We start from the raw sequence: 25,327 nt of genomic DNA on the forward strand, positions 1-25,327 counted from the left end.
GATGATCCACTCAGACCAGGGCAGTCAGTTCAGTAGCCTGGACTGGCAAAGTTTCCTCAAGGCCAACAACCTGATTAGCAGCATGAGCCGACGCGGTAACTGTCACGACAACGCCGTGGCAGAAAGCTTTTTCCAATTGCTGAAGCGAGAACGCATCAGACGGAAAACCTACGGCACCCGTGAAGAAGCACGCGCTGATGTGTTCGATTACATCGAGATGTTTTATAACCCTAAACGCCGGCACAGCAGCGCTATGCAGCTATCGCCAGTGGATTTTGAAAAGCGCTATTTCCAGAGCTTGGAAAGTGTCTAGGAAAGCCGGGGCGATTCAGTCATTTCTTATCGACGACAAAGACTCTAAAAAACGATTGCTTGGCAAAAGCAGCCCACTCTCTAGTTTTTCAGCGAAAATTGACTTGGCATGCCTCCTGGGAATGTGCAGTCGAGATATTGCAAAAGATCTACATACAATAAGAGAAATTAGAAACGAATTTGCTCACAATATAATGGCCAGAGACAAAACCAAGCTCAGCTTCAATTCAGGAAATATTAAAGATAAGTGTATGTATCTAAAGTGCGTGGCCCATGAAAAACCTAAAGAGCCAAGGGTCGCATTTGTCAGAGCATGTGCGATCCTGAACGCTGACTTTTCCATCCATCGCTTCTTCGGTCAGAAGGTTTCTGATGGAGGGCAGGTTTTTGCAAAAATAGAAAAGCAAAAATAGAAACTCCACCAAGGCTAACATCTTATATGGACTCTCCCCCATAAGTAGTGAGCAAAGCCTTGCTTTTGCACCTGTCGTCAGCGCGGTTGCATTCGTATATCCGGCCTGTGAGGGGCGCTTGGCCCTGGCCATTCTGTAGTTCGCGCAGCGGGGGCCAAGCGTTCAATCGATCACGAAGATCATCATTGTTATTGGCCTTGTTCCGCTGCAGGACTCGCCTATTCCGACAGTTTCGCTATTCACCACAACCACAAGAAAACACTTACCTGATCCCTCCCCGCCCTCAGGCGGGTTTTGCGCTCTGCCAATTACCACTGAAGCGCCACTCGTGCCACCAGACCGCCCAGCAGATCCGCACCAGTTAGCAGCTGGTCGTCCTACTCGCTAACCCTCCTGCAGCGCCCACTCCACCCGATTACGCCCCGCCTCCTTCCCCCGATACAGCGCAGCATCCGCCTGTTGCAGGAAGTCATCGAACGCCTGCGCGGTGGTGAAATGAGCGGAGACGCCGATGGTCGCTGTGCAGCGGATCGATTGGTTGCGGTTGCTGCCTGGCACTTCAACGCGCTCTATCGCCTTACGCATGCGTTCTGCCAGCTGCAAAACGCCGGCTTTCTCCGCATCCAGAGCGATAACAACGAACTCCTCCCCGCCTAACCGGCAGATCAGGTCGCCTTGACGTGCGGTGGCTTTGAGGGCATCAGCGACGTGGCAGAGCACGAGGTCGCCGACTTTGTGGCCGTGGGTGTCATTGATGCGTTTGAAGTGGTCGATATCCACGATCAACACATAGGCCGGCGCGACGATGCGGGAGCTGAAATGCACTTCCAGTGCATCGATCAACCCGCGCCGGTTCAGCAATTGGGTGAGCGGGTCGTGGGCCGCGAGGGTGCGCAGTTCCTCGGTCAGGCGGCGCAACACCAGCCACACCGCACAGGGCGGCAGCACGGTCGCCAGGAACGACATGTATATGTAGAAGACTTTCTGGAAGCCGCTGTGCATGTCCAGCGCAGCTATTCCGCCGACGAGAATCATCATGAACTTGGCGGCATTCAACACGCAGATGCCACTGATCAGCACGGCGAACACCAGCATTTCAACGCACAGATCCTTGGCGAAGGTTCGGCTACCCACCAGCAACGCGATGATCATGCCCAGAAACAGCAGCACGCAGGCGCCTGCCAGCAACGCGTGGCGCGCTTCGTCGCCGAGCAGCGCTTGCACCAGCAGTTGCACGACCGCGTATATCGCCGCCAGTGCGAGCAGTGGGCGTACGACGGGCGTTGGCCGGTCAAAAAAGCGCAGCGCGCCCAGCAGATAGGCAACCGGAGCGCTGAGCGTAAGGATGTGATTGACGACACTCATCCAACTCCAGTCAGGCGGGCCGTCGATCAGTTGCAGGATATACGCGAGCCCCAGCATAAGATTGCCGAGTGCGAAGACCTCCATCCCCATTTTCTTGCCATTCAGCCGGGTGCTGATCAGCAGGAACATCACGCTGAAACACAGCAGGTGCACGCAGAGCATGCCGAGGATTACGGTGGTGGTCATGGATTCACGAGGGTGGAATAGCGATAGGAGCCGGATACGGAGACTGGCAAAAGCGCGATCCCTGGAGTCACTAGGCGCTTCCGGCGTATTCAGCATGGCCATTTAATATTGCGAATCGTAGTCAAATCCGCCTTTTAAAGCTAATCCACCATCCATTTGCAGAAGCCAAAGTACGGGCCCACGTAGCACGGAAGCTGCAACTCAGCAGTTCTGCATTGGCTTGATCGTCAGCGTGCAAGGACTGGAGGTACGCACCTAGCGGTGCACGTCAGTAACCGTTGGGCAATGTATCGCCAACGCCTGCGCCGCTAGAGATACATTGCCCACCGGCTGCAAAAGCAGCGGCCAGCGATTTACGCCATGCCCGTCAATCGAGCGCCTGCTGTAGATTGCGCTGCCAAGTGTTACCATTACGCCCTTTTTGCGCCGCAGCGACCCTCGGCATGCAAGATCGCGCTCGGTACGAAGCCGGCCTCCTCTGCAATCTCATGTCCAGATAATGGCGGCATTCGCTGGCCGCTGATCTGCGCCGGTTGCAGCGAATCACCTGGCCAGTGGCACAGAGGCTGATCTGCCCATGCTGGCCGCCTTCGACAGAACACTCCTAACCTTTTGATTGGTAAGTATTTTGATCTCCACCGCTAATATCACCATGCAGTTCTAAATGGGGTTTTACGGTGGCCTTTGTGTGGTTTTATGCGGGCTGTAGCCCACCGCAACCACCACCGAAGTCAAAGGTTGCCCCAAAATATGCCCCAAATAGCGGGCACAAAAAAAGGCCCGGCACCCCAGTTAATAACTGAGATGCCGGGCCTCTTTCGATCAGCTCGCAAACAATTACATCGACCTCTCCTCTCGCCCGTCCTGGGCACGTTCACCCTCCCCCTTTAGATATCTTTTCCACATACGCCTGGCATGCCGTCAGGGCGATGATCGCTCGGTCGCCTCGGTTGGCGATGCTGACAATTCGCTGAGCAGCTCCTGGGTCAATGTCGGCTCGGCTGGTTCCATCCACCAGGCATCCGGCGCCGGGGGTGGCAGGCACTTCGTTGGCACCGCCACTACTGGCGGCTGGGCTGGCGATGAGGACTGACAGCCGGAGCTCAGCAGTAGCAAGGCGATCACGCAGGCGGGCAGCAGCTTTTTCAGCATCGGTCAGCTTCCTGTATTCGGTTTCGGATGAGGCCTGCAGCTCGAGCTCGAGCCCCAGGCGTTTTTCCTGCTCACGCTGCAGCTGGCCAGCAGCAACACGCCCGATCTCCGCCAGGGTGTCGGCATGCAGCCTGTCGCGATCGGCAAGCTGTCGTTCGTACTCGCGGGCCTGGGCGGCGAGCTGGGCGCCGTAGCTGTTGGCTTGCCAGCGCCACGCTGCGCCGGCGGACAGCACCATCAGCAGCGCCACGGTGGCCACCACGGCGATTGCCTTGCCGGGTATCAGCTTCAGCCAGCTCACGCTGCCATCTCCCCACCGCAGGCGCAGAACATAGCCAGCAGTTCGCCTTCGTCGCACGGCTCGGCGGCGCGGTCTTCGGCGTAGATTTCAAGCAGGTTGGCCAGCTTGTGTTCGCGCTGGCCATAGCCCGCGCCTGGCAGGCTGGCCCAGATCGGCGCGGCGGCGGCGACGGCGGCCTGGATGCGGCCGGCTTGGATGTGCGGTAGTGCGCCGCACTCGGTCAGTAGCTTCACGGCGGCCAGGTCTTGAGCTTCGGGGATGAAGCGCCCGCGAAAGCCGTACTCGCGCACGATGGCATCCCAGGTGCGCGCCAGGAATTGGTAGCGCCCGGCTGCGGTGGACTTGATGCCCAGCTTGGGCAGCGGTACCAGCACGCGCGGGTGCTTGCTGTAGTCGCTGAACAGCTTGCCGCCGACCAACACGTCGTATCCGTCATCGCTGGCTTTGATGGTGGACGTGCCTTCGCTCCAGGCGAGCATATCCAGAAAGGCGAGCACGTTCGGGCCGCCCGCCAGGGCAGCAGAGATTCGAGCCATGGGTTTTCTCCGGGCATGAAAAAGCCCGCTCATGGCGGGCTTGGATGGAGTTGCGGGAATCAGGCCACGGTGACCTGCATCGTGGCGGACTGTGCTGAGCCGGCGCTGTTGCGAGCGACCACATATACAAAATGGTTTGCAACAGACGTACTGATATCAAACAGCAAGCTATGGCGGCTCGTGGTCCCTCTGAGGGCAAACGCACCCGTCGTCCCAGCGCGGTGCCATACCTCATACACTTCTAAAGCCCCGCCTCCACCGCTATCCCACGCTGCGTTGATCTGGTTGGCGGTGCCACCTCCAAGCGTGCGCAAGTTCTGTGGGGCGCTCGGAGCCACCACGCTCGACGGCAGTGCGGCATGGAGGACGTAGCCGCGTGCTCTGTTAAGGCGTAGTGTGCGGGCGGTAGTGCCAACAGACTTGGCGATGCTTACCTGCCATAAAGCCGGCGCACCAATCCCATACACCAGCGGGGGGATAGCCTGGGTGGTGGTCGTCTCCACCCCTGTGCTCTGGTTGCGTATGCGAGCAATGAAGCTGCCGCCAGTTGTCGTGAAACTGGCCTCGATATCCACTGTGTAATTGACGCCAGCAGTGGGCAACAGCCCGGTAGATATCGAACCAGAATCAGTCTCCGTAGCTGATTTTTTAACCTGCCAAGCAAGCGTAAAAGCCCCGCTGTTAACGGTATCCAGACAGGTTACCTCTAGGGAGAGAGCGTCACCGAGATACGCACCTACTAAGGTTCTGAAGCGTTGCGCAGCTACGCTGAGTGCCTGTATAGAAAAGTCGGCAGTCATGCGCACTGCGGTGACTTTATCGAATGGCACTGTCAACAATGCATCTTGAAAGAAGCGCGCGATCACAGAGCCAGCCGCCGTTGACCCTGTGGTGAGCTGGACGCTGCCGCCGACTCCAGCAACCAGCTGCGCGCCAGCAGCGGTTCCACTAGCAGAGATCGGAGAACCTTCGGCCAAACCCCACGTTGCCCAGTTCGTCGGTACAAACACCGGGTCGCGAGGCGCGGCCGCCACTGTTGTAGTGAGCGCTGGGAGGAGCGCCTGCGCGTCGGCGTGGAACGCCACACCCAGGCTGCTCTTCTCTATCGAAGATCCGCCCATTTGACCGCTGTAGATAGCCGCGATGCGGTCTTCGGCGCCTGCCGAAGGCACGTCGAGCGTATCGCCATGTGGTAGTTGCGCAACCTGCCCACCAACGATGACCAGCGGTCGATGAGCTGTCATTACAGAATCACCGGCGAGTATTCGACAGTAACCAGCTCGGTCTCCGACTTAGCGCGGCCCAGGTACTGGCTGACCTTGTTGGCGTTGGCTGCGTCCGCAGCATCCAGCGGCGCGGTGATAACGCCACCGGCAGTGCCCAGCCAGTACTCGCCGCCCGCCACCATGCCGGCGCGGGCAGCATTGGTCACGTTCAGTCGCTTGGCGGTGCCGGGCGCGCCATTGGTAACAGCGGCTTCGACGAAGCCCCAGGCCTCGCGGCCGTTGCTGTTGTCTGCCTTGCGCATGCCGAGTGCGCCAGCGTTGGAGTAGAGGTTCACGAAGTCGCCAGGGCTCAATGCCTCGCTGGCGGTGGCCACTACCTGGTTGGCACCGATGCCGGCAGGCAAGAAGCTGGGATCGAGCTTGCCGGTATCGTCGGCAGCAATGAGCTTGCCGGCGTCTTCGGCGCCTTGGCTGGTCTGGATGCCAACCATCTGCTTGAGTTTGCCGGCGACGAGCGCGAGATAACGTTGTGCAGCCATGGTGTTACTCCTCTGCCAGCGCGATGGGCTGGTCGATATTGATGATGATGCGGGTGGGTGAAACGGCGTTGCCGATGAACAGCAGGTGTCCATCCAGCGGCGGTGTCTGTGTGAGGGTGCCGGCCTGGCCGAGCCACACCGGGCCGGGCTGCCAACTCCAGGCGGCGTCATCGAGCGGGCCGGCGAGCTGCAGGTTGACGAGCTCGCCCATCTCGACTGCCGTGAGCGTGACGCCGGCCACTTGGTCGATATGCTCGGCGTCCTGCAGGTCGAGGTAGCGCACCACGCCGGCCCACTCGTACACCACGCGCAGGGCGCTAAGCTGCTCCCCGGCGATTCGCTGCACGGCCGAGCCACCAGCTGGGCCAGGGGCGCCCTGCCGGCCTGGCGGCCCCTGACTGCCAGCAGCAGTCACGACGGCAACCACCTGCTCTCGCCCGACCACCAACACGAACGGCTGTGCATCCACCAGCACGACTGGGGCTTTATCCACGGCAGCAGCCTCCATTGCCTAGCTCAACGGGGCCGTGCAGCCAGCGGCTAACGTCGCCATTGCTCCAGGTGATATCAAGGGTGTATTCGGCTTTGCTCCAAGTAATGGCAGCCGTTTGCCCATCAGTTAGCACCAGAACCAGCTGCCCGAGTCCCGCGATCAGCAGGCCATTATTCTCGGTAGTCAGCTCCATTGGTGGCCCTTGCTCTGGCACGATTACCAAGCGGGCGCGGATGCCGGTGAGGTCGACCGGCAGCTGATACACGAGCTGGCCGCCGCGCGCGCTCTGGTCGAGGCCGTTGAGTTCGTTGTACTCGAGCGTGTTCTCGTCAATCACCCTCGCTACGCGGAACGCCTCGCGAACTTTGTCTTTGTTGAGGCCGCTCCAGCCGGTGCTGCCTTCGATCCAGGTTGGCCAATCACCTGGTAGGCCATGCGCTGGCACGCTGAAGCGCAAGGGCGCGGATTGCTCGAACGCCTCAATCGGCTTGTAGGTGTACGTTGGCTGTAACAGCAGCAAGGGTTTACGCAGGGTGGCGCCAGGAATCACGCGCAGGGAAAGGCAGGCCGGCTGCATGGCTGGCTACTCCGATAGCTGAATGGGTTATTCGGGGTAAGAAATGATCGTGGAAGGAGTGATGGGTACTAGCTGAAAATCGACGCCAAACTCATTGCCCTCTCGCCAATGGCTGACCAGCTTCAGCGTGCAAGCCTCGGCAACGGTTACGGTAACGATCCCGCCGCTCACTGATAACTCCACGCCATCGACACCACTGTTTTCTATCTGCACATAGGCCTGTTCGCCCATTGCAGTGAAATCCATGCTCAGCGCTATGGAGTCTGCCAGCGCTGGGGTGATATGGATTTCCAGGCCGTAGGGCATACCGACCCACGGCATTACCAGGGTTGCCGGGTAGGCGCCGATGTACGCATCAGAAACCGACACCCCGAAATTGCGCTGATCGTATTCAGCGGTGAAGGACGTACCCGGCGTGCCTGCCGGGTACTGATATGCGTTTTGGTAGTAACTGCCAACGAGGCGCGCCCAGTCGCTGCCGTGCTCAGTACCCATCGAAACCCATACACCGGTTCCCGGCACTGCATACAGAGCGCCGACGGCCGTGGGGATATCCTGCGCGCCCGGAAGAGCATCCCCAACAATGGCCCCTGTGCCACCAGACTCCAGCGCAGCGAGGCGCGAATCGATTGTGTTCAGCGTACCGGCTGTTACGGAGTTATAGATCACACTGCCGGCTGGCCAGCTCTGCGCGACTGTTCCCTCCTGCCCGCGCACCAGCGTGGCGTTGCCACTCAGCACCTCGGCGGTGACGATCTCCCAGCGAGTCGCCGCGGCGGCGTCGTCTGTAAGGGTGAATTGGTAGTCGCCATCCTCGAGGTCAAGGGCGAGCGTGGTAGCGCCGAGCGGCAGGGCCACGACCTGGAACCAGTTGTTCACGAAATTCATGTGCTACACCCAGGTGAATGCGGCGCCGCCGAAACGCTGCCGCTCGATTTGATGGGTAACAGGGTTGTAGGAGCCGGTGGCAAAGGTCGCCACGTTGTCCCATTTACTGACGTCGAAGTTGCTGGCGTAGCGGTCGTGGCCTGGCACGATGTTTCCTGTGGACGCATCGTTGCCTGACACGCCTACTGGCGTAGCTGCCCGGCTTGTCAGGTATTCGAATTCGGACTCGCCGATGTATCGCGCTATGCAGCTGATGACCTTGTTGGACTCCTGCCAGTCACACTGGTAGCTGACGCTGGCTTCCCAACCCGCGCCCGCGTAACCCTCGGCACCAGCAACTGCAGGGTTCTCGTGTTTGACGCCGGTGGTCCCTGTTGAGATTTCACCGAAGATTGGGTCACTAGACTCGACTGGTGCATTCGGGCGCTGGTTCGTGAACGCTTTACCCAACATGCTGATCGTGTTGGTTGTGTTCATCGGCGTGCGCTGCTCGACGGCAGCAACGGTCATCACAGCTGCGAAGGCGCCGGCGCCAACCTTATACTCCGCCTGCGCCTCACTTCGGTGTTGACGGCCTGACCAGTATTGCTCCATGTCCGAGCGGGACGTTGGGGCGCTGATAGACAGCGAGATAGTTCTCGTCATTTTCAGGCGCAACAGTTGCAGCTCGCCCGCTGGCGAGTACCACCCGCCCACCACGTAAATCTTGCTAGAAGTGGCGACAGACGTGCCCGTCACGAACTCGATGCTCCGTGGCGGGTCGCCAACAGACATGGAGCCAGGTGTGAAGTCGACGCCGTCGGTGAATGTGTAGTCCCTGCCGGCTATACAGTCGTTGAAGTCTGCAACTACTGTGGAGCTGGCCGACTTGAAGTCCGCGGAGAACTCTATTTCGACGATCGCGCCCAGGCCGTAATCATCGCCCTGGCCTTTTATGAAATAGCGGTAGGGGTAGTTGTTCAGGCTTATGTTTCGTGAGAGCGAGATTAGCCATTTGCGACCGTTCGGCGTGACATCCATCACCTCAATGGTTCGGTGATCACCGCTCAACGTTTTGCTAGGGTCAGCCACACCAGTGTTGATCACTTGGTCATAGTCAGTCCCGTTTGCCGGGTTTCGGTACAGAAACGCCGTCACGCGAGCCGGGATAGAACCAATGGGTGGTAAAAACGATTCGATCCGCAAATAGCGCAATCCTTCCGCAGTTCTCACCACCCTCAGATTGCTAGAAGTCATGCACCATGCCGAGAAATCAGTTGGCGTGAATCCGTGGCGGCTGAGGATGGCCTTGTTCCAGAACACCGCATCTTCATCCTCCGACTGCAAGTCCGGCGCCGGCATGCCGACATCAAGCAAGAAGGTGCTGGGCGTCATCACCCTGTCTGTCCGCAAACCCTGCGAGTAGATTCGCCGACCACTAGCAAGCTCGATGTAAGGCGCGCCCTCAATAGGCTGAATGAAAAGCCCATGCCAAGGCATGCCGAAGCGCACCAGGCTTTCATTTGCCGGCAGGTCAGGCAGTGACATTGGCGTACTCCATGATCACCTCGGCGCCGTTGGCGTCGGTCATGGTCACCGTTTTGGCGGCTCTCACCTCAAAGAACACCGCGCCATCCATTGAAGTGCGAATCACGCTTTCGTGAAACGTGCGCGTATTGGCTGTCTCTGTCAGCGGGCTGGCGATGCCGCCGCCAGTGTTGGCCGGCGGCGCTACGTAGGCACCCGAGCCTCGCTGGGCAGGTAGGCCGCCACGGGGCTCGACCGTTTTGAGGGCGCGCTGCTGGCGTGGCGGGTTCACCAGGGCGTTGATGTCATCAACGTCGGACTTCCCGGCGCGCCGATCAATCATCGCCTGGCCGCCGGCGCGGCGACTGTCCTGCATTGACTGCCCGCTTGCTCGCCGCGCGGCGCCATTGTCAGCAGCGCGGCGCTCGGCGGTGTTGCGTGGCTGTATGGCTCTGCGCTCTCGCTCACCTGGTGACATGCTCAAAGCTCCAACGGATCATTCGGAATACCCACGCGATAAGTCGCCGAGGCTGTGGCGGTACGCTCGTCGCGGTACTGCTCGGGAATCTCGCGCGCCTCAACGTCGAAGCGGCGCGGGAACTGCTCAGCGCTGGTGTCATCGGCTACTGACCAGTTGCCGCTGAAGCCCAGCCGGTTTTCGTCGTAAGGCGGAATCGGCAAACCAGTCACCGGGTTATTCAGGCGGCCTCCGAGCTGAGTACCAAGCAACCCGCCACCGCCCGACGGGTTGGGCAACGACGTATCCGGCGCTGCCGGAATTGTCAGCGGATCGCTCACACCACCACCCTGCATCACCGCTAGGTCGAGCGTGGTGATGGCTGTGCCCGAGCCCAGATCCAGCACATGCTGAATACGCCGGCACTTGCCGGTCGAGGTCGCCTTGTCGGCTACCTGCAGCGTGTGCACCAGGTCGATATTCAGCGCCATGTCCGTAGGCACCTGGAAGCTCAGGGTGGTGCCGCGGTGGGCGCTCACCAGCGTGGTGCTGCCGCGGTGCAGCAGGCACTCCAGCGCCGCGACACGGCGGGCGTTGTCGGCTAGGTCTTCCTGTCGGCCCTGCCCGTTTGGCGGCTCGCCTTCCCAGTCGTCGGTGCGGCTGTTCTCGATTTCGAAGCTGGCCGAGTCGCGGCTGATCACCCGGGTGGCCTCGCTTTCGCCCAGCGGCGTGTGCAGCACCAGGCTGTATTTCTCGGTAACGGTCTGCACCCAGCGACGCGCGCCCGTTGCTGTGGCTATCAACCATAGTCCGGGGAAGCTATTGATCCATGGGATTCCATTACCGCAGGGGTTCGCCATGCTCATTGGCAACTGCGTGCCACCCACACGCCCGATCAGTGCCAGGCCGCTGCCCGTGATAGCACTCTCGATCATCTCGGTGGTAGGCAACTCGGTCGAGTAGGTACGCCAGTTACAGAAGCCCGGGATCCCCGTGGCGCCGTCTGTCTCCGGGTGCGTCCAGCCAAAGGACTGGTTCGCCTGCCACAGCCGGCTGTACCGATAGTCGAGCGTGATCTCGACATAGTTGGTGGTGCCGCCGTGGGCCTGCAGTTCGAGCTGCACGCTGCCGTCCAGCGTTTGGCCGGGGCCGAATACGAAGTGCGGGGTGCCGGCGGCGTACCAGCTGGTGGTGCGCAGGTTGCCGTAGGTGTCGGCGTCCAGGCTGGCGGCGCGGGTGCTCATGCGTTCGCCGGCGTAGTCCCAGTGGCTGCGGCCATCGACCGGCTCGAACACGTCCGCCGACCAGTAGCCGCCACACAGCGTGTCGATCTGCTCCAGGGTCAGGCCCTCGATGCGCTGCTGCAGCTGGTCGCTGCACTCGCAGCTCAGCACGCGACTGGTGGCGTCCCAGGTCGGCAGCTCGAGCAGGCCGGTGTACAGGCGCGCTTCGGTCACTGCGCCGTAGCGGTCGCGGCTGATGTAATCGAGCGTTACGGCCTGGCCAATCCACGCGTGCGGCAACACCGGCTGCCCGGCCGCCAGGTAAAGGCTAAAGCCCGCCACCGCAGCGGCGCCCTCCTCCCGGTCGACGTCCAGCTGGCCGGTGAGAATGGCCGTCATGTCCACGCCACCCACCAGCAACCGCACCCGCCACACGTAAGAGGTGCCATGCACCCGATACTCCGGCCCAGGCTGCGGCGCAACCCCGACCCGGAGCGTGTTCAGCGGGCCGCTATTGAGCGGGGCTCCGTTGATCATGGCTAGGCCTCTTCCCAGGAAAATGACCAGCCGTGGCTGGTGTTCTGCGTTTTGCTCGGCTTGTCGGTGAACACCGAGTACACCGGCAGCCACGCCACCTGGTATCGAATAGCGCCAGCGACTGGCGGCACGGTGACCACGCCTTCTTCGAAGCTGCAGGCGCAGCGGTACCAGAGCTGGTCATCCAGTTGGTAGAACGCCCACGGCGCTTTATCGGGGCGCGGTGTACTGGGCAGCACGAACGCCGGGCCTTCGCCGACCATGTTCGACACCTCGGTCAGGCGCAGCTCCAGCGGCAGCGAATAGTCCAGGCCATCGAGCCCTGGCGGCATCATGCCGTTGCCGCTCACGCTGCCGGAGGCACGCTGCCAGTGCTGCTGCTTCACCGCGCTGCCATCGCTCATGCGCAGCAGGCTGCTGCCCCCGATGGGCGCTTCGCTCTGCTCGGGCGCGCCGGCATGCGTCACGATCGGCACACCGCCGAGCATGATGTGGAGGTGTGCCATGGGTACTGCTCCAGAAACAGAAAGCCCGCCAGGTGGCGGGCTGATCAAGGACGCTTGGTTCGTCCGAACTTGGCGGCCAAGCGCTGCAGGTTCGGGCCCTGCTCCGGTGCCACGTAGATCGGCACTTGCTGGCCACCTCCTTCCAGCACCATCCGCCCCAGGTTGGGGAAGCTCGGCGTGGCTGGGGCGGACATAGCCGCCTCGGTTAGCGCAGCCGTACCACCAAGCCCAAGGCTGATGCCGGCCATAGTCGAGGCAAGGTTGCGGGACGCTGCGGCAGTCAGTACCTGCTCACCACCACGGAAGTTCACCAGCTCGGGGCCGTTCTCGCCGACCCAGGCATATCCGGGCGGTGCAGCCTGGGTGCCTTTGGCGAACCCCGGCACTGGACCAGGATCTTGCAAGGTGTACCAGCCATTCGCGTCAGTGCCTTGAGGAGTTGCAAGGCGCACCGGGAGGACGATTTCGGTCTTGTTGAGCTGCTCAACCAGAGCCTGAATCTGCCCTCGGATTGCCTCAAGGCTGGCGTCGTCCGATTTCACAGAGACGGGCATGTCCTTGAGCTTGTCGGCCTCAGCCTTCAAGTCGCGCATGCTCTGCTGGATCGCCTTGACCTTGTCCTCGGCCCGGGTGTTCTCGATGTCGTTTGCGGCCAGCTCAACACCACGCAGCTCCTTGATGAAGCCTTCGAAGCCGTAAGTGCTTTCGCCAGCGCTGGCCAGCTGCTGCAGGATCTGCAAAGCTGCTTGGGCGTTAGCCTTCGCCGTTTCGATGTCCCCGGCACGAAGCGCACGGTTGGCTGCTGCCTTCAGGTCCTGCGCATCACCGAAGCTTCCGCCCTGGCCTCGGCCAAGCGTAGCCAACACGGTGCTGTAGCGCTTTTCGATGCCGAGCCGTTCCTCACGGACGCGGCCAAGCTCTGTAGTCGCTCGGCGCTCAGCGGCGACCAGCTCCTTGGACGCTGTGTCAGCGGCCTTGATGTAGTCAGCCTGTATGCTTTTGACCTGCGCTATATATTGAACGCGGGACGAAATGTCCCGCTGCCTTACTGCCTCGGCCGTCGCTGCTCCAACATCTGCTAGGAACTGCATCTCGGCGTTCAGGCCTGACTGCTCCTCCAGCAAGCTCTGCCTGAACTTCTTCAATTCCATGATCTTGGTATCGAGGTCTTCGGAATCGATGAACATCGACGCGAACTTATCGTACAAGCCGCTTCGGGAGCGGATCTTTTCAAGTTCAGTTATTTCAGCATTCAGCTTGTCGATCTCAGTAGCTGCTCCTGCGGCCTGTGCCGCCCAAAGCGCCAGCTGTTTGCCGGCTATACCCAAATCAGCCAGAGAGCCCAATGCCCCAGCACCAATCCTCGTGATCGCACCACTCACCTCAGCAAGACCTTGTGTGGTGGATGGGTCTTGTACAACGCGGTTGACTTCGTTGATGCCATCGATAAGCGGCTGGACATCTGCTCGCCCGATGGCCTCGTTGATGCTGTCCGTCAGAGCTGTCATCGCACCGCCTACCGTTTCGGGAAGCGTTTCAGCCTCGGCACGGAGCGTTGCCAACTGCTCTACAAGAGCGGTAGTTACGACATCTGCGGTGAGCAACCCTTGCGCCGCCATCTCCTTCAAGGAGCCAATCGGCACATTGAGGCTATCAGCCAACGCCTGCATTAGGCGCGGCGCCTGCTCGGCCACCGAGTTGAATTCGTCACCTCGCAATGCACCGGCACCCAGCGCCTGGGCAAACTGGATGACACCGTTCTCAGCTTCCTGAGCAGAAGCGCCTGACACCCTGAACGATGTAGCGACCGCCTCAGTGACCTTCAGGATGTCAGACTGGGAGCGGCCCGCCTCGCGGAGTGGTCGGCTGATGCGGCCGTAAAGGGTTGCCAGCGAGCTCAGAGGCGTCTGGGTTGAAACGGCAATACGCCGAAGCTCAGTCTGGGCCGTGTTGAACTCTTCCTGACTGCCGGTGGCCAGTTTCAGCCGCGCATTCATCAGGTTGTAGTTGTCAGCCGCTTCGCCAACTGCGCGGATAGCGCCGGTCAGCGCGGAAACGGAGAATGCCGCAACTAGGGCGCGGCCAGCAGTTGCCAGCTTGCTGCTCATGTCATCGAGCTGGCGATTCACCTGGTCGAACGCCGCCTTCGAGTTGTTCTTGCCCTCGATGACCAGCTGGGTTGTTACCTTGCCTGCCATCAGTCGAACTCCTTCAGTAATCGCTTGAACGTGTCAGGCTTGGCCTTCGCGGCGCGCAGGCTGATCAGGCGAAAACGCCGCTGCTCTTTCTCGCTTGCCGTGATGGCGTCGAGGTACGCCTCGACTTGGGCCAGCGTGTACTCACGCACCTCATGCAGAGAATGCCCAGCACTGATCAGTCGCTGGACAACGGTGCTCCATTCAGCGCCCTTGCCAGATCCGGAAGGGCTTCGGCGAAAAAACCGGAGTTCACCCGCACCACTTCTGCAGCAAGGCGTACGGCATCGCTGGCCGATAGGCGCCACAGCGCGAACCAGCTGAGGTTGGTGGTCACGCGCAGCATCTTCTTCAGCTCACCGGTGTGCGTGGCAGCGTAGTGGTTGATCTTCTGCACCGAGGCGCTGGCCAGCACCTCGACAAGCGCAGAAGCGGAACGCCCGTAGAGGTCGAAATTCCGGAGTGCCACCGACCGCACCATCACCTGGCGCCCGCGCAGTTCGACTGGCTCGGCGTCGGCAAAAAGTTGTTTGAGGTTTGCCATATTTCACCCATAAAAAAACCCGCCGAAGCGGGTTTATTGGAAAGTTACATGCTTTCTTGGTGCGTCTCGACAAGCCCTGAAAGCTATATAAAAGCGGTCCGTACCTTCATGGATTACCGTTTTGGGCAACGAATCGCTGCGAAGGGTCGAGTCTATTCTATCGCTCAGCTTGAGCTCGCTACCTGTGCCTGACAGGCAGTCGATGGTTATCTCTCCAAACCGTGTTCCAGACGAGCTGAGGCTTGTAACGATAGCAGTTCGTAGATCGCCATTCGCGCTCAGGTAACTGAGCCAATAGTCCAAGCCACTTTCGGATGGTGTGAAGATCTTCTGAGGAGGATCAAGCTTGGAGTGCGCTGAAGATATCTCAGCGCGCCTTTCGCTCCTATCCTTGTAGCCGCTGTAGGAATCTACGAATCCGAACAGGAACAAAGGGACACCCACCAGCAGAACCATGATGATGAGAAGCGCAGGGATTGATGCGATAGCCCACTTCACCATGAATGCGACCATCGACCAGAACCTCATGTTCACGTCGATGATCACCACCGGAGCGGCCCCTGGATACCGGCGCGAAAACTCAGCGCTCTTAGCTGCTGCCTCAATGCCCAGCGAAGCGGGACCTTGTGCAGCTGTCTTCCGCGTGTACCCCTCGTAATTGATGCCGCACGAAACGCAATCGTTCGGACTGCGCTGCATTTCCGCCATCGTTGGCTCGTATCCACACTTCGGACAAGTCACTGGCTTCCCTCCCATTCAATGGGCGGAATCTACCACTGCAGCGCCAACGCCGAAACCCAAGCGTGTGGCTGGGTTCTCGACTATGACTGAAATCAGTCCCGCTTGCGGATGGCTTTCAGTTGAGCCGCCATGCAGTTGCTGCGGCTGTTCAGATTGGCCAGCGCGAGCTGCGCAAATTCGAACATCTCATCCGTTGTGACTGGCATGTCGCAGTGAACAAGCATCGAGTCGATGAACTCCCTGCGTGTCAGGATGTAGGCTCCTGCAGCAATGTCCTCCCAGCGCTCAACGCCATTGAGATCCAGGTAGCCCAGTACCCGTTGCTCCCTGGAGAGAATTTTGGGGCGAGCATCCTTGGGTAACCAGTCGCCTTCAAGCGCGTAGGCTGCAATGAAGTTGCGCGCGCTGTCCAACTGGCTGGCCGGGATATCGGCGGCGCTGCGCACGCCGAAGGCGGCGTGGGTCTGCGACCATATCTTGGCGGTTGCTTTGCGCTGCTTTGCCGCCGGCATGCTGGCTACCTTGCCCTTGATGAGCGCGCCCAGCATGTGAAAGCCGTCGGTGCCGATCGTCTCACCGATCAGGGTGGCCATCTTGCCTTGCTCATCGTGGTACCGGCCGTGCTTGCGGATCGCGGGCAGCACCTCGGCAGTCACCCACTTCTTGAATCGCTTCGCCTCGGCCTTGCGGCTGCGGAGGATCGCCGAATACAGGCCAGACTCGTTGATAACCAGCATTTCCTGGGCTCCGCCAAGGGTGTGCACAGTTGACACACCCTTTTCATCATCGTCGAGATGACGCGTCATTGCGGACGGAACGCCGTAATCAAGCGATGCAGCTACATCGGCAGCAACAAACCACGGTTGATCGTTGATCAGCATGGTGCGGACTTCACGAGTTTCGAAACGGAACGGAATTACTTGAGCAGTTTGCATAGGAGGTCACCCGACTGGTTAGGGTTCGCCACCGTTGCGACCAAGCAAGAGGGAGGCGAACCGTACGCAGGTTGGTCGACCGGGGTCAGGGATCCCGGCAGGGCCGAAGCCCTCCCACGCACGGCCCGCCATAAAGCGGGCACAAAAAAACGCCATGTTGGCGTCGTGCGCCTGACTTTCCGGGCGACCAAACCCGACCTCTGAATTTGCAGAGGCGGGTGAACTATGCACCTGGATCTGTAACTGGTCAAGGCATCGTCGTTGCAGGCCCAGTTCGCTGAACTACGCTTCAGGCTCGACCCAGACCTGGAGCAAGAGATGACTCACACTGATGAAGATGCGATCAAGGATCCCTTCAAATTCGGCGTCCTTACAGCCCTGATGTTGATCGGCAAAACCTTCAAAGCGGATGCGGCTATCAGCACGCAAGGCCTGATTGGCGAGACTGAAAAGCTCATAGCGCTCTTTCCTGGCGGGACAAATCCGCTAAACGAGCAGGATCAAAACACTATCGCGTTGCGATGGTTCCTGGCCGGATTGAACGGGAATGAAGCTCCTAAAGGGGACTGACCAAGCCCTAACAAAAGCCCCGCATCTGCGGGGCTTTTGTCATCGGCTCTTCACCTGCTCAATGAAGCTTTTTCTCGCCATCTTTCGCTCAGCGGGCGTTAGCTGACGATGAATCGCTTCCCTGCTCTTTCCAAGCAGCTTGGCATCAAACTCTGGAGGAATCATCGTTTTACTCGCCAGGTGCTGTTTAAGCAAAACGAGGTCGTTATGGACCAGAGCTTGCACAAATTCCGAGGCCACCCTAGAGATGATGCTCACTGCCTGCTCGTCGTTCGCAGCAGTACCATTGGCCGCAGCGGCCTGGCCGACCACTGCCGGTTCCTCGGCAACTTGGGCGGGCTTGACCGGTGCTTGGCGTATCGAAAGAAAGCCGCTGACAACATCAGCTGTCCAGCGCAAGTGCATATCTGCTTCTTGCCATAAGCTCTCTGACTGGTTCTGCGACTCCGCATCGACACCGATACCGATCAGATGAACCCGCACGCCGTAGTTCTGAGCGAATTGCACGCCAACACGTACATCCTCATCACCAGATAGCAGGACCGCATCAGAAATAGCGTGATTCCTGGCCAGCTCGATCATGTCGATGACGATCATGGAGTCGACGCCTTTCTGCTGACCACTTCCATTGAGTGTGCCAGCACGGAATTTCAGATTATTGCTGCTGGCTAACCGCTTCTGCTCGAGGTTAGGGCCCTTGAGGCTGATCGCGTCGTACCAGTAGATTCGCAGAAGCGGTGCACCGCCCGTGAGCTCATTCGCCGAAGCGATCAGCTGAGCGATGACTGCCTGCTCGTTAAGCGACAGGAAATGTCGCTTGACCTCATCCCCTGAGATGGTCACTGACCCCTGCGCGAACAGGTAACCAGCGTCGACGAAAATCCCTACTCGTCCCATATGCATGCTCCAGAAAGTATTAAGGGCCCCCTCAGGGACCCTTTGTATGTCTCACAACGACCGATAAAAAAGTAGTGGCCGCTGCTTTGACGCGCACATAGTAGGCGCCAAGGCATATGGAAGTCAACATGGGGTATCTGTGCGGGTTTATCGGCACAAGATGTAGCGCACATTATATCTGGCCGGCATCCTAGACTGGCGTCATAGGCTGTCCACGTAGTAGCGTCTAGGGCTTTGGCTAGAGAACTCTTATGGATTTCCTATCATCGCCAGGTGCCTTCTGGACCTGGCTCGTAGGCATTGGGGCAGCGGAAGTCGCAAAGGTATTTCTTTACGTGCTCGCGTATGGAGCGCTGCGCAATTGGCGAGTCATCCGCCAAAAATTGGCGACCTACCTTCAGACGTGGCGCCAGAGGTCATCAGCAAATGCAAAGATTGAGACACCAACCAAGAAAAGCTTGACCGCCGCTCGGCGCATCGAGCGGCGGGATGATCGTGGCCTGATCAGACGTGCACTCCGGCGCTACAAGGTTCGCGACTGCCGATGGGTCCGACGTTATCGCTTTGATGAAACCTGGATAAACCGCGAGGCCAGCCGTGGTCACACATGTTTCCTGATCATGCTGATGTGGTTCGGATTCTGGGTTACGGCCATTGGGCTGAAGGAGGTATTTCTTCTCAAAGAAGGGCCCCTTGCTTCGGCGCCTAGCACGGCATTTATGGCCGCAATGCCCATGTATCTGTTTGAGCTCGCGTGGCTGCGATTCTCCGGAAGAGCCGGACGGCTGATCACCTATCGAAACAAGGTGCGGATCTGGCGGTGGTGGCACTGACAGCGTTCACCAGCCTCTGAACGCGTTGACGAAGTCCGCCACGAAACTGAGGCTGAAACAGAACGCCACGAAGATCACCGCCCACAGCATTTTCTTGAGCGGCTTCGATTGCTCAATGACTTTGAGACACATCGGGATTGTCCTATAATCCAAACACATTCTCCTCATGGTGCGTCATGGGGTTGGATAGAAACCCTCGAGGCTGGCCGGCCTCGGGGGTTTTGCTTTTTGGGGCTGGCTGAAATCATTCAGCCTGAATTGCACCGAGCATTCACTTCAACTCGGTGCAGTTACTCGAAATCGGGGCGGTGTCCTTCCAGTGAGGGGTTTTGCTGTCCATGCCATGGGCTACAACATCTCCCCTCGATATGTGGCTCTAACAAAACCGGTCGCATCCCACTCATTTCGCGACCGCCAGATTACGTGCGCCCATTCATTCGTTTGATCACTGCTGCCATGCGAGCCCACTACATGTAGTGGTGCAGCCAGCATCGGGTTGGATCGAGAGCATAAAAAACCCCAGAAGCCTTGTCGGCTCTGGGTATCGTGGATTTTTCTGTGGACACAAAAAAAGCGCTCAAGGCGCCTTGATTACAGCTGTGTCCACAATGGCTGAAATCTACTGAGAAAGTGCCAGGCTGCTCAAGCAACCTACGGGCGAGCTGATGATCACGCCGCCTCGTCAGTGTTCTGCACTTCCCACTCCCAGATCGATGCCTCGCCGACATCGAAGATATTCGGGTCGGACAGCAGGCGGATGGAAACAGGGATCACGCCGAATTCGGCGGCCTGGTTCAGCGGCATGCCGCCGTTGAGGCTGATGCGCGCGTAGAAGCAGGTGATACGCCGCTTCTCCCCGTCGCCGGCTTCGTTGATCTGCTCGAACATCACGCGGAAGAACTTGCGGCCCTGGGTGAACGGCTTGATCACGTCCACGGTCGGGTAGCTGTAGTTGACCTCGATCGGCAGGCGCTTGAGGCCGCCGTCCGCCGGGGCGACGGTGGCATTGATGGCGTCGGCCAGGGCGCCGCCGATCAGCACGCGGATGCCACCAGGGGTGACGGAGTAGTCGACGCCACGCACATAAGTGGTACCGCCGCCAACGGCGGTCACGCTGGTGACCACCAGGGGGATGTTGGCCAGGCGGATGGTGCGGTCGACATACGCGTCGTGCTGCTCTTCTTCGGCGGTGCCGGCCGGCACGCGCTCGACGGAGCCGTATAGGGCCACGGCGGCTGCGGCCGGACTGAAGCTCACGGCCTCGCCGGTGATGTTGATGGCGGTCACGGAGTTGACGCCATCCAATTCCGGCAAGCCGATACGGCTCGGGTCCTGGATGACGATTTCGGTCTGCTCGGGCTCGGCGGTCACGTTCTGCAGCTTAAACAGCTCTTCGAACGCGAACGACGGATACGGCGCGACGCCGCAAGGGCCGCGGAAAAGTTGGGTGTAAAGCATGCTGGCGGTTCCTTACTGGGCGGCTTCGGCCGAGGCCTTGGCTTTGGTGGTCTTGGTAGTAGTGTGGGTTTCTGGCTTGGCGCCACCCTCCTCGACTCGCCGCGCGCCATCAGCGGCGGTGGTTTCGAACTGCTTGCCGGGCGGCACCAGGCGGCCCTCGACGTACTGGGGCGTGATCGCCTTCAGCTTCATGTGCTTCTCCTGGCCTGGGGCCGTCAGTTGTAGGTCTGCGCGTACTGCACGCCGACGGTGATGGTGATGCTGTGGGTGGTTTCGCCGTTGCTGGCCCAGCGCGGGATGGCTTCGTCTTCGCCTTCCAGCAGACCAGGGAACATTCGCTCCGGCTGGTCTTGCCCGATGCCGAGGCAACGCAGGATGTCGACGTGCACGGCGTCGAGATCCTCCTCGTTGCAGGCCTTGCTGAAGAACACCTCGATCTCGAAGCTGCGCGCGCGCAGCGCCTGGGTCACGGCGAGGTCGGTGCGCACGTCGCTGGCCCAGCGCACCAGCGCGTAGGGCAGCGGCGGCTTGTCGCTGGGTTTATCTTGGGGGCCGTACACGGCCTTGAGGTCGGTGTAGTAGCCGTTGGCTGGGCGTATCTGCTCGAGCTGGCCGCGCAGCGCCTTGGTGACCTGGGCGGCCTTGATCATGGCTCACCTCCCAACCAGACCCGCAGCCGACACAGCCAATGGGTGTGCCGGCGCGCTTTGGTGATGTCTCCGCATGCGGTGCAGACCAACCGGCACGGCGGAGGCGCCGGTGGTGCGGGCGGAACAGAGTTGGTTCGCATCAGACGCCTCCGCCGTATCGGGCGATCTCTCGCCGCACGCGGCGTTCGAATTCTTGCCGCAGGAAGGTGTTCGTCCAGCGGATGGTTTCGGCGCCCGTCAGTTGCTGGAACCAGTAGGCCATCGAAGGGCCCATGGCGGTCTGCAGCTTGAGGTTGCGCCGGTAGTTCTTGTTGGAAGTGTGTTTGTCACCGCGGGTGGCCAGGGGCTTCTGGCCGATGCTGGCCGGGTTGACGAAGCCGGCGGCGAGCTTCTTCCCCCGCAGGCCCATCACGAACACCCGGGCACGAGTCGGGCTGACCCACTCGAAGAACCAGCGCCGGTAATCGTCGACCCGCACGCCGGAGCTGGACGGGATGATGCGGCTGTTCATCCGGCCTTTGCGGGCGCGCTTGATGGTCAGCTTGCCACGGACATCCGCACCGCCCAGGCGGGCGCCGAGGATGGACGACTTGAACACGCCGCCCATGCGTTTCACATAGCGCTCGGTGCGCGTCTTGGTAGCCGTGGTATTCAGCGCGCCGCGCAACACCGGTTCGATGCTGCGGTTGATCTGGGCCAGCCTGGCCCGGGCAAGCTCCTTGCCCACCAGCCGTACTCCCATGTCCATCAGAGCGGCTCCAGCCAGACGTTGCGGACGATCCCGTCGTCCATGTCGTTGGGCAACGCGGTCACCAGGTAGGTGACGCCGCCGACGGTGAGCCTGTCGTCGGTGTGCACCCTGCCCGCTTCGATCAGCGCCACTTCGGCGCGGGTACGGTAGTCAATCACCTGGCCGTTATCGTCACGCCAGGGGCTCTGCATGTCCAGGAACACGCGTACGCAGCGCGTCGGGTGGCCAACACGCATAAGCTGGGCGAGCTCGCCGATGAACTCGGTGGCGGTGATGGCCAGCTCGGCGCGGTCGCCGCGGTAGTCGCGCGCGCTGTCGATGTGGAACAGGCGGTGCTCGGTTCGCAGGTAGCGGCCCTGGCGCAGGCGTTCGTCCCACCAGGCGCGAATGGCGACCTTGGCGGGGTTGCGCAGGCCGGTGGGGAACGGCGGCTCGGCGCTCTCCTTGGTGTCGATCCCGCACCACATCCAGTCGAGCTCGCAGGCCTGGATGTCGGCGTTCAGCTCCAGCAGCGTGGCCGGGGTGTTGAGGTGCCCTGCTCTCATATGCCCAGCCCCACGCGGTAGAAGTGCAGCATGTTCTCGGCCTTGGGGATGGACGTGTAGATGGTGCCCACCACCGACTGTTCGCGATTGCTGTAAAGCTCCGCGGCGATGATGAGGATGCCCAGCCGCACACTGTTGGGCACATCCACGGGATCGCCGGCTTCGTCCGTCCAGGGGATCGGGCGGTTGATGAACTGGCTGGCGTTGTCGATGGCCGCGTCCAGTTTCATCTGCAAATCGGCATCCTCATGCCCGTGCCGGATCCGCAGGTGGGTTTTGAGGTCCGCGAGGGTCGGCATGGGCATAGGATGGTTCCTTACTCGGTGCTGTCGGTTTTGGCCTTGGCAGGCTGCTCGTCAGTGGCCAGGCCACGGGCGATCAGTGCATCGGCGTGGCGCTTGCTCACGCTGTAACTCTTGCCGCCACGGCGCTTGATCTCGCCGGCGTCCTGGTAGGAGCGCAGCGGCCAGATCTCGACGGTTTGCGGGTTGGGGTTGGCTTTGGCGGCTGGGTCTGCTTCGGCTTCACCAGCGGTGCCATCTTTCTTTTTGCCCTGCTTGCCGGCGGCCTTGGCAGCGGCAGGCTTGGGCGGTGCAGCAGCGGCGGCTGGGGCGGTTGCTTGGCCAGCTGCTGCAGCCGCGACATCGCCAGCGTCCGGCGCGCCCTGGGTGTTGCTGTTCTCGGTACCTTCCACGGGAATGCCCTCGTGTTCGGAGCCCGACTCGGGCGCCATGGGTTATCGACGGGGTGAGGATCAGCCGCCGGCGGCGCCGGTCAGCGGGCCGGTGACGAAGGCTTCGTCGCGATACACGGCGAAGGCCAGGCGCTCTTCTGCGCGGATGGTCACCATGTTGTTCTCGAAGTCCTTGTCGTTCTCAGTGGAGACCAGGATCTCGATGTCCATGCGGTCGAAGATCTGCGCACCGAGACGGAATGCACCGGTGAGGAACTCGTCCTGCTGCATGGCTTGGGTGGAAACCACAGGGCGGTTCCACAGGCGGGCCGCGGTGCCTTCCTGCGGCTGGCCGACGATGTAGCGGCCCTCGCCGTCCTTGGTCAGCTCGATAGCCGCCCAGTCGATCGGGTTGAGCACGATGCCGTCTGCCGGGAACTCGGACAGCTCAGCCTGCAACAGCGCAAGACGCAGGCGATCGATGCGCTGCTCACCGGTGACGACAATGCCACCCGGCGCAGCGTAAGCCTGGGCAAGGGTCATCAGGCCCTGCAGGTTCGCACCGGTACCGTTACCGTAGAGCAGCTGGGATTCTTCCACCATCAGCAGGCCGTAACGAGCGCGGGCATCGATGTAGCTCTGCAGCGCGGCGGCATCGTCGAGGATCTGGCGGCTTGCCTTGAACAGGTGGGCCAGCGTGCGCACCGGCGCGTTCTCCAGCGCGAACGTGATGTCCGAGTATGGCTTGGCGCCGCCCTCGGCTACCGCCGCCGCGTTGTTTGTGAAGCCGGTTTCACGCACATACTCGATGGAGTTGCTGGTGGTGGTGCCGGGGGCGATCAGGTCACGGATGGTCAGGCGGCGCTCCGGCGGCATGATGATTTCCTGACGGCGATCAGCGGGAACCAGGGAGCCACCAGAGCTGCCAACGGAGGTGATCGCCGCACGCGGCACCGAGACGCGGCGCGAACCGCGGAAGGAGCTGTTCACGCCCTGCATGGACTCGGCGCTGACGACCAGCTCGCCAGCAGACTGCTGACGCTCGCCCTGGCCGCGATCACTGTTGGCGTTCAACAGCTTCTGCTCGGCTTCCTGCAGGCGGGCCTGCAGCTCACCCTGCTTAGTCAGCATTTCGTCGACCTTGGCGCGGGTTTCCGCGCTCATCGCCTTGTGGCTGTCGACATCCTTCTGAGCCTGCTCAGCGTGCGCTTTCAGCTTGTCGCCAACCTCCTTCAGGTTGGCCTGCACCTGCTTGTACTGCTCTTCGATGCCTTCTTCACCGACCTTACCCATCTGGGCGTTCCAGGCGCGGTAGCTGGACTTGCCTGGCTGCACCAGGGCGGTAGCGGCGCCGAGGAACAACAAGGTGCCGAGGATGGATTCGGCAGTGATGCCGAAGGTGAGCGGGATCAGCGCTGCGACGGCCAGCACAGCCATCAGGAACAGCGGGGAGAGACGGAATTTCATGGTGTTGTTCCTTATGCGGGAAAAGTGATTTTCTGGAGTGGCTGCAGGTCGAGCGCGACAGCGCGGGGCTTATCGGTCGGGACAGCGCGCGGCGTGTCCCCGCCGGCAGCGCGAGGCGTGCCGGACTTGAAATTGGCGAACAGTTCGCGACGCTCGGAGCGCGGCATGCCGGTTTTGGCCAGGGCGATGTCCATGGCCTTGAGGGCGTTGTTCTGCTGAGTTTCGGTGGTGGTTCGTTCGGTCACTTCGTCGGAGGCAAGCAGGCCGGTGGCCAGGCCCAACTCGACGGCGCGCTTGCCGCGGATGAACGTTTCGTCATCCATCATCTCGGCCATGCTCTCGACCGTCTGGCCGCTGGTTTCGGCGTAGAGGTCGGCCATGGCGGCGTCGAACTCTTCCATGTCGTCGGCGACGTCGCGCAGGTAGTGGCGGTTGCCGCCCAGGATAGTCCAGCAGTTGTGGATCATCAGGAACGCGCTGCTGGCCACCTGGCGCTCTTCGCCGGCCAGGTAGATCACCGACGCCGCGCTGGCTGCCATGCCCAGCACCTTGGTGCTGACCTTGTGGCTGTGCTCGCGCAGGCGGTTGTAGATGGCGATGCCTTCGAACATGTCGCCGCCGGGCGAGTTGATGTAGACGGTTACGTCCCGCTCGCCAATGGCGCGCAGCGCGGCGTCGATGCGCTTGAGGGTGACGCCATCGCCGTACCAGTCTTCACCGATCACGCCATAGATGGTGATGGTGTCGGAGGTGCTTTCCACCGCCGCCTGGATGGCGGGGTTCCATTTCTCGAGCGCGCGCGGGCTCAGCTCGCTGCGCAGGCCGCGAGACTGGATCTTCAGCTTCATGGG

The 25,327-nt window shown here is 60.9% G+C and carries 31 protein-coding genes; 4 read left to right on the top strand and 27 right to left on the bottom strand.

Annotation, left to right across the window (positions count from 1 at the left end):
* Together BUC40_RS17370 and BUC40_RS22780 are read left to right on the top strand one after the other, a co-directional pair.
* On the top strand, window positions 1–313 hold a 313-nt coding region (locus BUC40_RS17370; RefSeq protein ID WP_139272203.1), incomplete at its 5' end, for an IS3 family transposase.
* A complete protein-coding gene (locus BUC40_RS22780) occupies window positions 306–725 on the top strand; it encodes a hypothetical protein (RefSeq protein WP_139272204.1) in 420 nt (139 codons plus the stop codon). The genes BUC40_RS17370 and BUC40_RS22780, both read left to right, overlap by 8 nt.
* Before the next feature lie 384 nt (window positions 726–1,109).
* On the opposite strand, the gene BUC40_RS17380 is transcribed toward BUC40_RS22780, so the two are convergent.
* The 16 genes from BUC40_RS17380 to BUC40_RS17455 all read right to left on the bottom strand — a co-directional run bounded on the left by BUC40_RS17380 (window position 1,110) and on the right by BUC40_RS17455 (window position 16,578).
* Complete coding sequence (locus tag BUC40_RS17380) at window positions 1,110–2,276, bottom strand: GGDEF domain-containing protein (protein WP_073267439.1); 1,167 nt, start codon at window positions 2,274–2,276, stop codon at window positions 1,110–1,112.
* 874 nt (window positions 2,277–3,150) lie between these two features.
* Window positions 3,151–3,729, bottom strand: a complete 579-nt coding sequence (locus tag BUC40_RS22930) for a lysis protein (RefSeq protein WP_167369171.1) — start codon at window positions 3,727–3,729, stop codon at window positions 3,151–3,153.
* The gene (locus BUC40_RS17390; protein ID WP_073267440.1) at window positions 3,726–4,265 is read right to left on the bottom strand and encodes a glycoside hydrolase family 24 protein; all 540 of its coding nucleotides are present in this window, start codon (window positions 4,263–4,265) and stop codon (window positions 3,726–3,728) included. The genes BUC40_RS22930 and BUC40_RS17390 overlap by 4 nt, the downstream gene beginning before the upstream one ends.
* Window positions 4,266–4,324: 59 nt before the next feature.
* Complete coding sequence (locus tag BUC40_RS17395) at window positions 4,325–5,509, bottom strand: hypothetical protein (RefSeq protein ID WP_073267441.1); 1,185 nt, start codon at window positions 5,507–5,509, stop codon at window positions 4,325–4,327.
* Window positions 5,509–6,030 (bottom strand): hypothetical protein, encoded by a 522-nt coding sequence (locus tag BUC40_RS17400; RefSeq protein ID WP_073267442.1) that lies wholly within the window; start codon window positions 6,028–6,030, stop codon window positions 5,509–5,511. The genes BUC40_RS17395 and BUC40_RS17400 overlap by 1 nt, the downstream gene beginning before the upstream one ends.
* A gap of 4 nt (window positions 6,031–6,034) precedes the next feature.
* Entirely contained in the window at window positions 6,035–6,523 is a 489-nt protein-coding gene (locus BUC40_RS17405) for a hypothetical protein (RefSeq protein WP_208605786.1), read from the bottom strand.
* Window positions 6,516–7,100, bottom strand: a complete 585-nt coding sequence (locus BUC40_RS17410; protein WP_073267444.1) for a hypothetical protein — start codon at window positions 7,098–7,100, stop codon at window positions 6,516–6,518. Before BUC40_RS17410 ends, BUC40_RS17405 begins: the two co-directional genes overlap by 8 nt.
* Window positions 7,101–7,127: 27 nt before the next feature.
* Window positions 7,128–7,988: a hypothetical protein gene (locus BUC40_RS17415; protein ID WP_073267445.1), complete on the bottom strand. Its 861-nt coding sequence runs from the start codon at window positions 7,986–7,988 to the stop codon at window positions 7,128–7,130.
* 3 nt (window positions 7,989–7,991) lie between these two features.
* Window positions 7,992–9,515, bottom strand: a complete 1,524-nt coding sequence (locus BUC40_RS17420) for a hypothetical protein (RefSeq protein WP_073267446.1) — start codon at window positions 9,513–9,515, stop codon at window positions 7,992–7,994.
* Window positions 9,502–9,870 (bottom strand): hypothetical protein, encoded by a 369-nt coding sequence (locus BUC40_RS17425; protein WP_073267447.1) that lies wholly within the window; start codon window positions 9,868–9,870, stop codon window positions 9,502–9,504. The genes BUC40_RS17420 and BUC40_RS17425 overlap by 14 nt, the downstream gene beginning before the upstream one ends.
* 104 nt (window positions 9,871–9,974) lie before the next feature.
* Window positions 9,975–11,711 (bottom strand): hypothetical protein, encoded by a 1,737-nt coding sequence (locus tag BUC40_RS17430; protein ID WP_073267448.1) that lies wholly within the window; start codon window positions 11,709–11,711, stop codon window positions 9,975–9,977.
* Between the two features lie 2 nt (window positions 11,712–11,713).
* A complete protein-coding gene (locus BUC40_RS17435) occupies window positions 11,714–12,217 on the bottom strand; it encodes a hypothetical protein (protein WP_073267449.1) in 504 nt (167 codons plus the stop codon).
* Window positions 12,218–12,261: 44 nt separating this feature from the next.
* Complete coding sequence (locus BUC40_RS17440; RefSeq protein WP_073267450.1) at window positions 12,262–14,415, bottom strand: tape measure protein; 2,154 nt, start codon at window positions 14,413–14,415, stop codon at window positions 12,262–12,264.
* Window positions 14,415–14,564: a hypothetical protein gene (locus tag BUC40_RS22935; RefSeq protein WP_167369172.1), complete on the bottom strand. Its 150-nt coding sequence runs from the start codon at window positions 14,562–14,564 to the stop codon at window positions 14,415–14,417. Before BUC40_RS22935 ends, BUC40_RS17440 begins: the two co-directional genes overlap by 1 nt.
* Before the next feature lie 26 nt (window positions 14,565–14,590).
* On the bottom strand, window positions 14,591–14,956 hold the full coding sequence (locus tag BUC40_RS17445; RefSeq protein ID WP_073267451.1) for a hypothetical protein: 366 nt from the start codon (window positions 14,954–14,956) through the stop codon (window positions 14,591–14,593).
* 833 nt (window positions 14,957–15,789) lie between these two features.
* On the bottom strand, window positions 15,790–16,578 hold the full coding sequence (locus BUC40_RS17455; protein ID WP_244160667.1) for a BRO-N domain-containing protein: 789 nt from the start codon (window positions 16,576–16,578) through the stop codon (window positions 15,790–15,792).
* Window positions 16,579–16,950: 372 nt separating this feature from the next.
* Between BUC40_RS17455 and BUC40_RS17460 the strand changes: the two genes are divergently transcribed.
* Window positions 16,951–17,202: a hypothetical protein gene (locus BUC40_RS17460; RefSeq protein WP_139272205.1), complete on the top strand. Its 252-nt coding sequence runs from the start codon at window positions 16,951–16,953 to the stop codon at window positions 17,200–17,202.
* A gap of 39 nt (window positions 17,203–17,241) precedes the next feature.
* Here the strand turns inward: BUC40_RS17460 and BUC40_RS17465 are convergent, their stop codons facing one another.
* Window positions 17,242–18,099, bottom strand: a complete 858-nt coding sequence (locus tag BUC40_RS17465) for an NYN domain-containing protein (protein ID WP_073267455.1) — start codon at window positions 18,097–18,099, stop codon at window positions 17,242–17,244.
* A 251-nt stretch (window positions 18,100–18,350) separates the two neighbouring features.
* Here BUC40_RS17465 and BUC40_RS17470 point away from each other — a divergent pair, with 251 nt between their 5' ends.
* Window positions 18,351–18,932 carry a hypothetical protein gene (locus BUC40_RS17470; RefSeq protein WP_073267456.1) on the top strand — a complete coding sequence of 194 codons (582 nt, stop codon included), beginning with the start codon at window positions 18,351–18,353 and terminating at the stop codon, window positions 18,930–18,932.
* A gap of 6 nt (window positions 18,933–18,938) precedes the next feature.
* On the opposite strand, the gene BUC40_RS23250 is transcribed toward BUC40_RS17470, so the two are convergent.
* From BUC40_RS23250 to BUC40_RS17515, 10 genes are all read right to left on the bottom strand, one after another.
* Window positions 18,939–19,064, bottom strand: coding sequence for a hypothetical protein (locus BUC40_RS23250; RefSeq protein WP_279627151.1), 126 nt, complete (start codon window positions 19,062–19,064; stop codon window positions 18,939–18,941).
* Window positions 19,065–19,601: 537 nt separating this feature from the next.
* Window positions 19,602–20,390: a phage tail tube protein gene (locus BUC40_RS17475; protein WP_073267457.1), complete on the bottom strand. Its 789-nt coding sequence runs from the start codon at window positions 20,388–20,390 to the stop codon at window positions 19,602–19,604.
* 12 nt (window positions 20,391–20,402) lie between these two features.
* The gene (locus tag BUC40_RS17480; protein WP_073267458.1) at window positions 20,403–20,582 is read right to left on the bottom strand and encodes a hypothetical protein; all 180 of its coding nucleotides are present in this window, start codon (window positions 20,580–20,582) and stop codon (window positions 20,403–20,405) included.
* A 23-nt stretch (window positions 20,583–20,605) separates the two neighbouring features.
* On the bottom strand, window positions 20,606–21,040 hold the full coding sequence (locus BUC40_RS17485) for a hypothetical protein (protein WP_073267459.1): 435 nt from the start codon (window positions 21,038–21,040) through the stop codon (window positions 20,606–20,608).
* A 139-nt stretch (window positions 21,041–21,179) separates the two neighbouring features.
* Complete coding sequence (locus BUC40_RS17490) at window positions 21,180–21,788, bottom strand: hypothetical protein (protein ID WP_073267460.1); 609 nt, start codon at window positions 21,786–21,788, stop codon at window positions 21,180–21,182.
* Window positions 21,788–22,336 (bottom strand): hypothetical protein, encoded by a 549-nt coding sequence (locus tag BUC40_RS17495; RefSeq protein WP_073267461.1) that lies wholly within the window; start codon window positions 22,334–22,336, stop codon window positions 21,788–21,790. The genes BUC40_RS17490 and BUC40_RS17495 overlap by 1 nt, the downstream gene beginning before the upstream one ends.
* Window positions 22,333–22,641: a head-tail connector protein gene (locus BUC40_RS17500; RefSeq protein WP_073267462.1), complete on the bottom strand. Its 309-nt coding sequence runs from the start codon at window positions 22,639–22,641 to the stop codon at window positions 22,333–22,335. Before BUC40_RS17500 ends, BUC40_RS17495 begins: the two co-directional genes overlap by 4 nt.
* 11 nt (window positions 22,642–22,652) lie before the next feature.
* Window positions 22,653–23,069: a hypothetical protein gene (locus tag BUC40_RS17505; RefSeq protein ID WP_073267463.1), complete on the bottom strand. Its 417-nt coding sequence runs from the start codon at window positions 23,067–23,069 to the stop codon at window positions 22,653–22,655.
* 21 nt (window positions 23,070–23,090) lie between these two features.
* Window positions 23,091–24,302: a phage major capsid protein gene (locus BUC40_RS17510; protein ID WP_073267623.1), complete on the bottom strand. Its 1,212-nt coding sequence runs from the start codon at window positions 24,300–24,302 to the stop codon at window positions 23,091–23,093.
* Between the two features lie 185 nt (window positions 24,303–24,487).
* Complete coding sequence (locus BUC40_RS17515; RefSeq protein WP_073267464.1) at window positions 24,488–25,324, bottom strand: head maturation protease, ClpP-related; 837 nt, start codon at window positions 25,322–25,324, stop codon at window positions 24,488–24,490.
* Window positions 25,325–25,327: the final 3 nt, after the last annotated feature.

Source organism: Phytopseudomonas punonensis (genome assembly GCF_900142655.1).
Taxonomy (GTDB): Bacteria; Pseudomonadota; Gammaproteobacteria; order Pseudomonadales; family Pseudomonadaceae; genus Aquipseudomonas; species Aquipseudomonas punonensis.

Bases quoted from the DNA above. Each gene is read 5' to 3' on its own strand.
- BUC40_RS17445 (WP_073267451.1), bottom strand. From the start codon at position 14,956: ATGGCAAACCTCAAACAACTTTTTGCCGACGCCGAGCCAGTCGAACTG.
- BUC40_RS17465 (WP_073267455.1), bottom strand. From the start codon at position 18,099: ATGGGACGAGTAGGGATTTTCGTCGACGCTGGTTACCTGTTCGCGCAG.
- BUC40_RS17485 (WP_073267459.1), bottom strand. From the start codon at position 21,040: ATGATCAAGGCCGCCCAGGTCACCAAGGCGCTGCGCGGCCAGCTCGAG.
- BUC40_RS17510 (WP_073267623.1), bottom strand. From the start codon at position 24,302: ATGGGTAAGGTCGGTGAAGAAGGCATCGAAGAGCAGTACAAGCAGGTG.
- BUC40_RS17390 (WP_073267440.1), bottom strand. From the start codon at position 4,265: ATGGCTCGAATCTCTGCTGCCCTGGCGGGCGGCCCGAACGTGCTCGCC.
- BUC40_RS17490 (WP_073267460.1), bottom strand. From the start codon at position 21,788: ATGGACATGGGAGTACGGCTGGTGGGCAAGGAGCTTGCCCGGGCCAGG.
- BUC40_RS17480 (WP_073267458.1), bottom strand. From the start codon at position 20,582: ATGAAGCTGAAGGCGATCACGCCCCAGTACGTCGAGGGCCGCCTGGTG.
- BUC40_RS17475 (WP_073267457.1), bottom strand. From the start codon at position 20,390: ATGCTTTACACCCAACTTTTCCGCGGCCCTTGCGGCGTCGCGCCGTAT.
- BUC40_RS17425 (WP_073267447.1), bottom strand. From the start codon at position 9,870: ATGCAGGACAGTCGCCGCGCCGGCGGCCAGGCGATGATTGATCGGCGC.
- BUC40_RS17495 (WP_073267461.1), bottom strand. From the start codon at position 22,336: ATGAGAGCAGGGCACCTCAACACCCCGGCCACGCTGCTGGAGCTGAAC.
- BUC40_RS17500 (WP_073267462.1), bottom strand. From the start codon at position 22,641: ATGCCCATGCCGACCCTCGCGGACCTCAAAACCCACCTGCGGATCCGG.
- BUC40_RS23250 (WP_279627151.1), bottom strand. From the start codon at position 19,064: ATGTGTCTCAAAGTCATTGAGCAATCGAAGCCGCTCAAGAAAATGCTG.
- BUC40_RS17415 (WP_073267445.1), bottom strand. From the start codon at position 7,988: ATGAATTTCGTGAACAACTGGTTCCAGGTCGTGGCCCTGCCGCTCGGC.
- BUC40_RS17440 (WP_073267450.1), bottom strand. From the start codon at position 14,415: ATGGCAGGCAAGGTAACAACCCAGCTGGTCATCGAGGGCAAGAACAAC.
- BUC40_RS17455 (WP_244160667.1), bottom strand. From the start codon at position 16,578: ATGCTGATCAACGATCAACCGTGGTTTGTTGCTGCCGATGTAGCTGCA.
- BUC40_RS17410 (WP_073267444.1), bottom strand. From the start codon at position 7,100: ATGCAGCCGGCCTGCCTTTCCCTGCGCGTGATTCCTGGCGCCACCCTG.
- BUC40_RS17505 (WP_073267463.1), bottom strand. From the start codon at position 23,069: ATGGCGCCCGAGTCGGGCTCCGAACACGAGGGCATTCCCGTGGAAGGT.
- BUC40_RS17400 (WP_073267442.1), bottom strand. From the start codon at position 6,030: ATGGCTGCACAACGTTATCTCGCGCTCGTCGCCGGCAAACTCAAGCAG.
- BUC40_RS17470 (WP_073267456.1), top strand. From the start codon at position 18,351: ATGGATTTCCTATCATCGCCAGGTGCCTTCTGGACCTGGCTCGTAGGC.
- BUC40_RS17515 (WP_073267464.1), bottom strand. From the start codon at position 25,324: ATGAAGCTGAAGATCCAGTCTCGCGGCCTGCGCAGCGAGCTGAGCCCG.
- BUC40_RS17460 (WP_139272205.1), top strand. From the start codon at position 16,951: ATGACTCACACTGATGAAGATGCGATCAAGGATCCCTTCAAATTCGGC.
- BUC40_RS17380 (WP_073267439.1), bottom strand. From the start codon at position 2,276: ATGACCACCACCGTAATCCTCGGCATGCTCTGCGTGCACCTGCTGTGT.
- BUC40_RS17430 (WP_073267448.1), bottom strand. From the start codon at position 11,711: ATGATCAACGGAGCCCCGCTCAATAGCGGCCCGCTGAACACGCTCCGG.
- BUC40_RS17395 (WP_073267441.1), bottom strand. From the start codon at position 5,509: ATGACAGCTCATCGACCGCTGGTCATCGTTGGTGGGCAGGTTGCGCAA.
- BUC40_RS17420 (WP_073267446.1), bottom strand. From the start codon at position 9,515: ATGTCACTGCCTGACCTGCCGGCAAATGAAAGCCTGGTGCGCTTCGGC.
- BUC40_RS17435 (WP_073267449.1), bottom strand. From the start codon at position 12,217: ATGGCACACCTCCACATCATGCTCGGCGGTGTGCCGATCGTGACGCAT.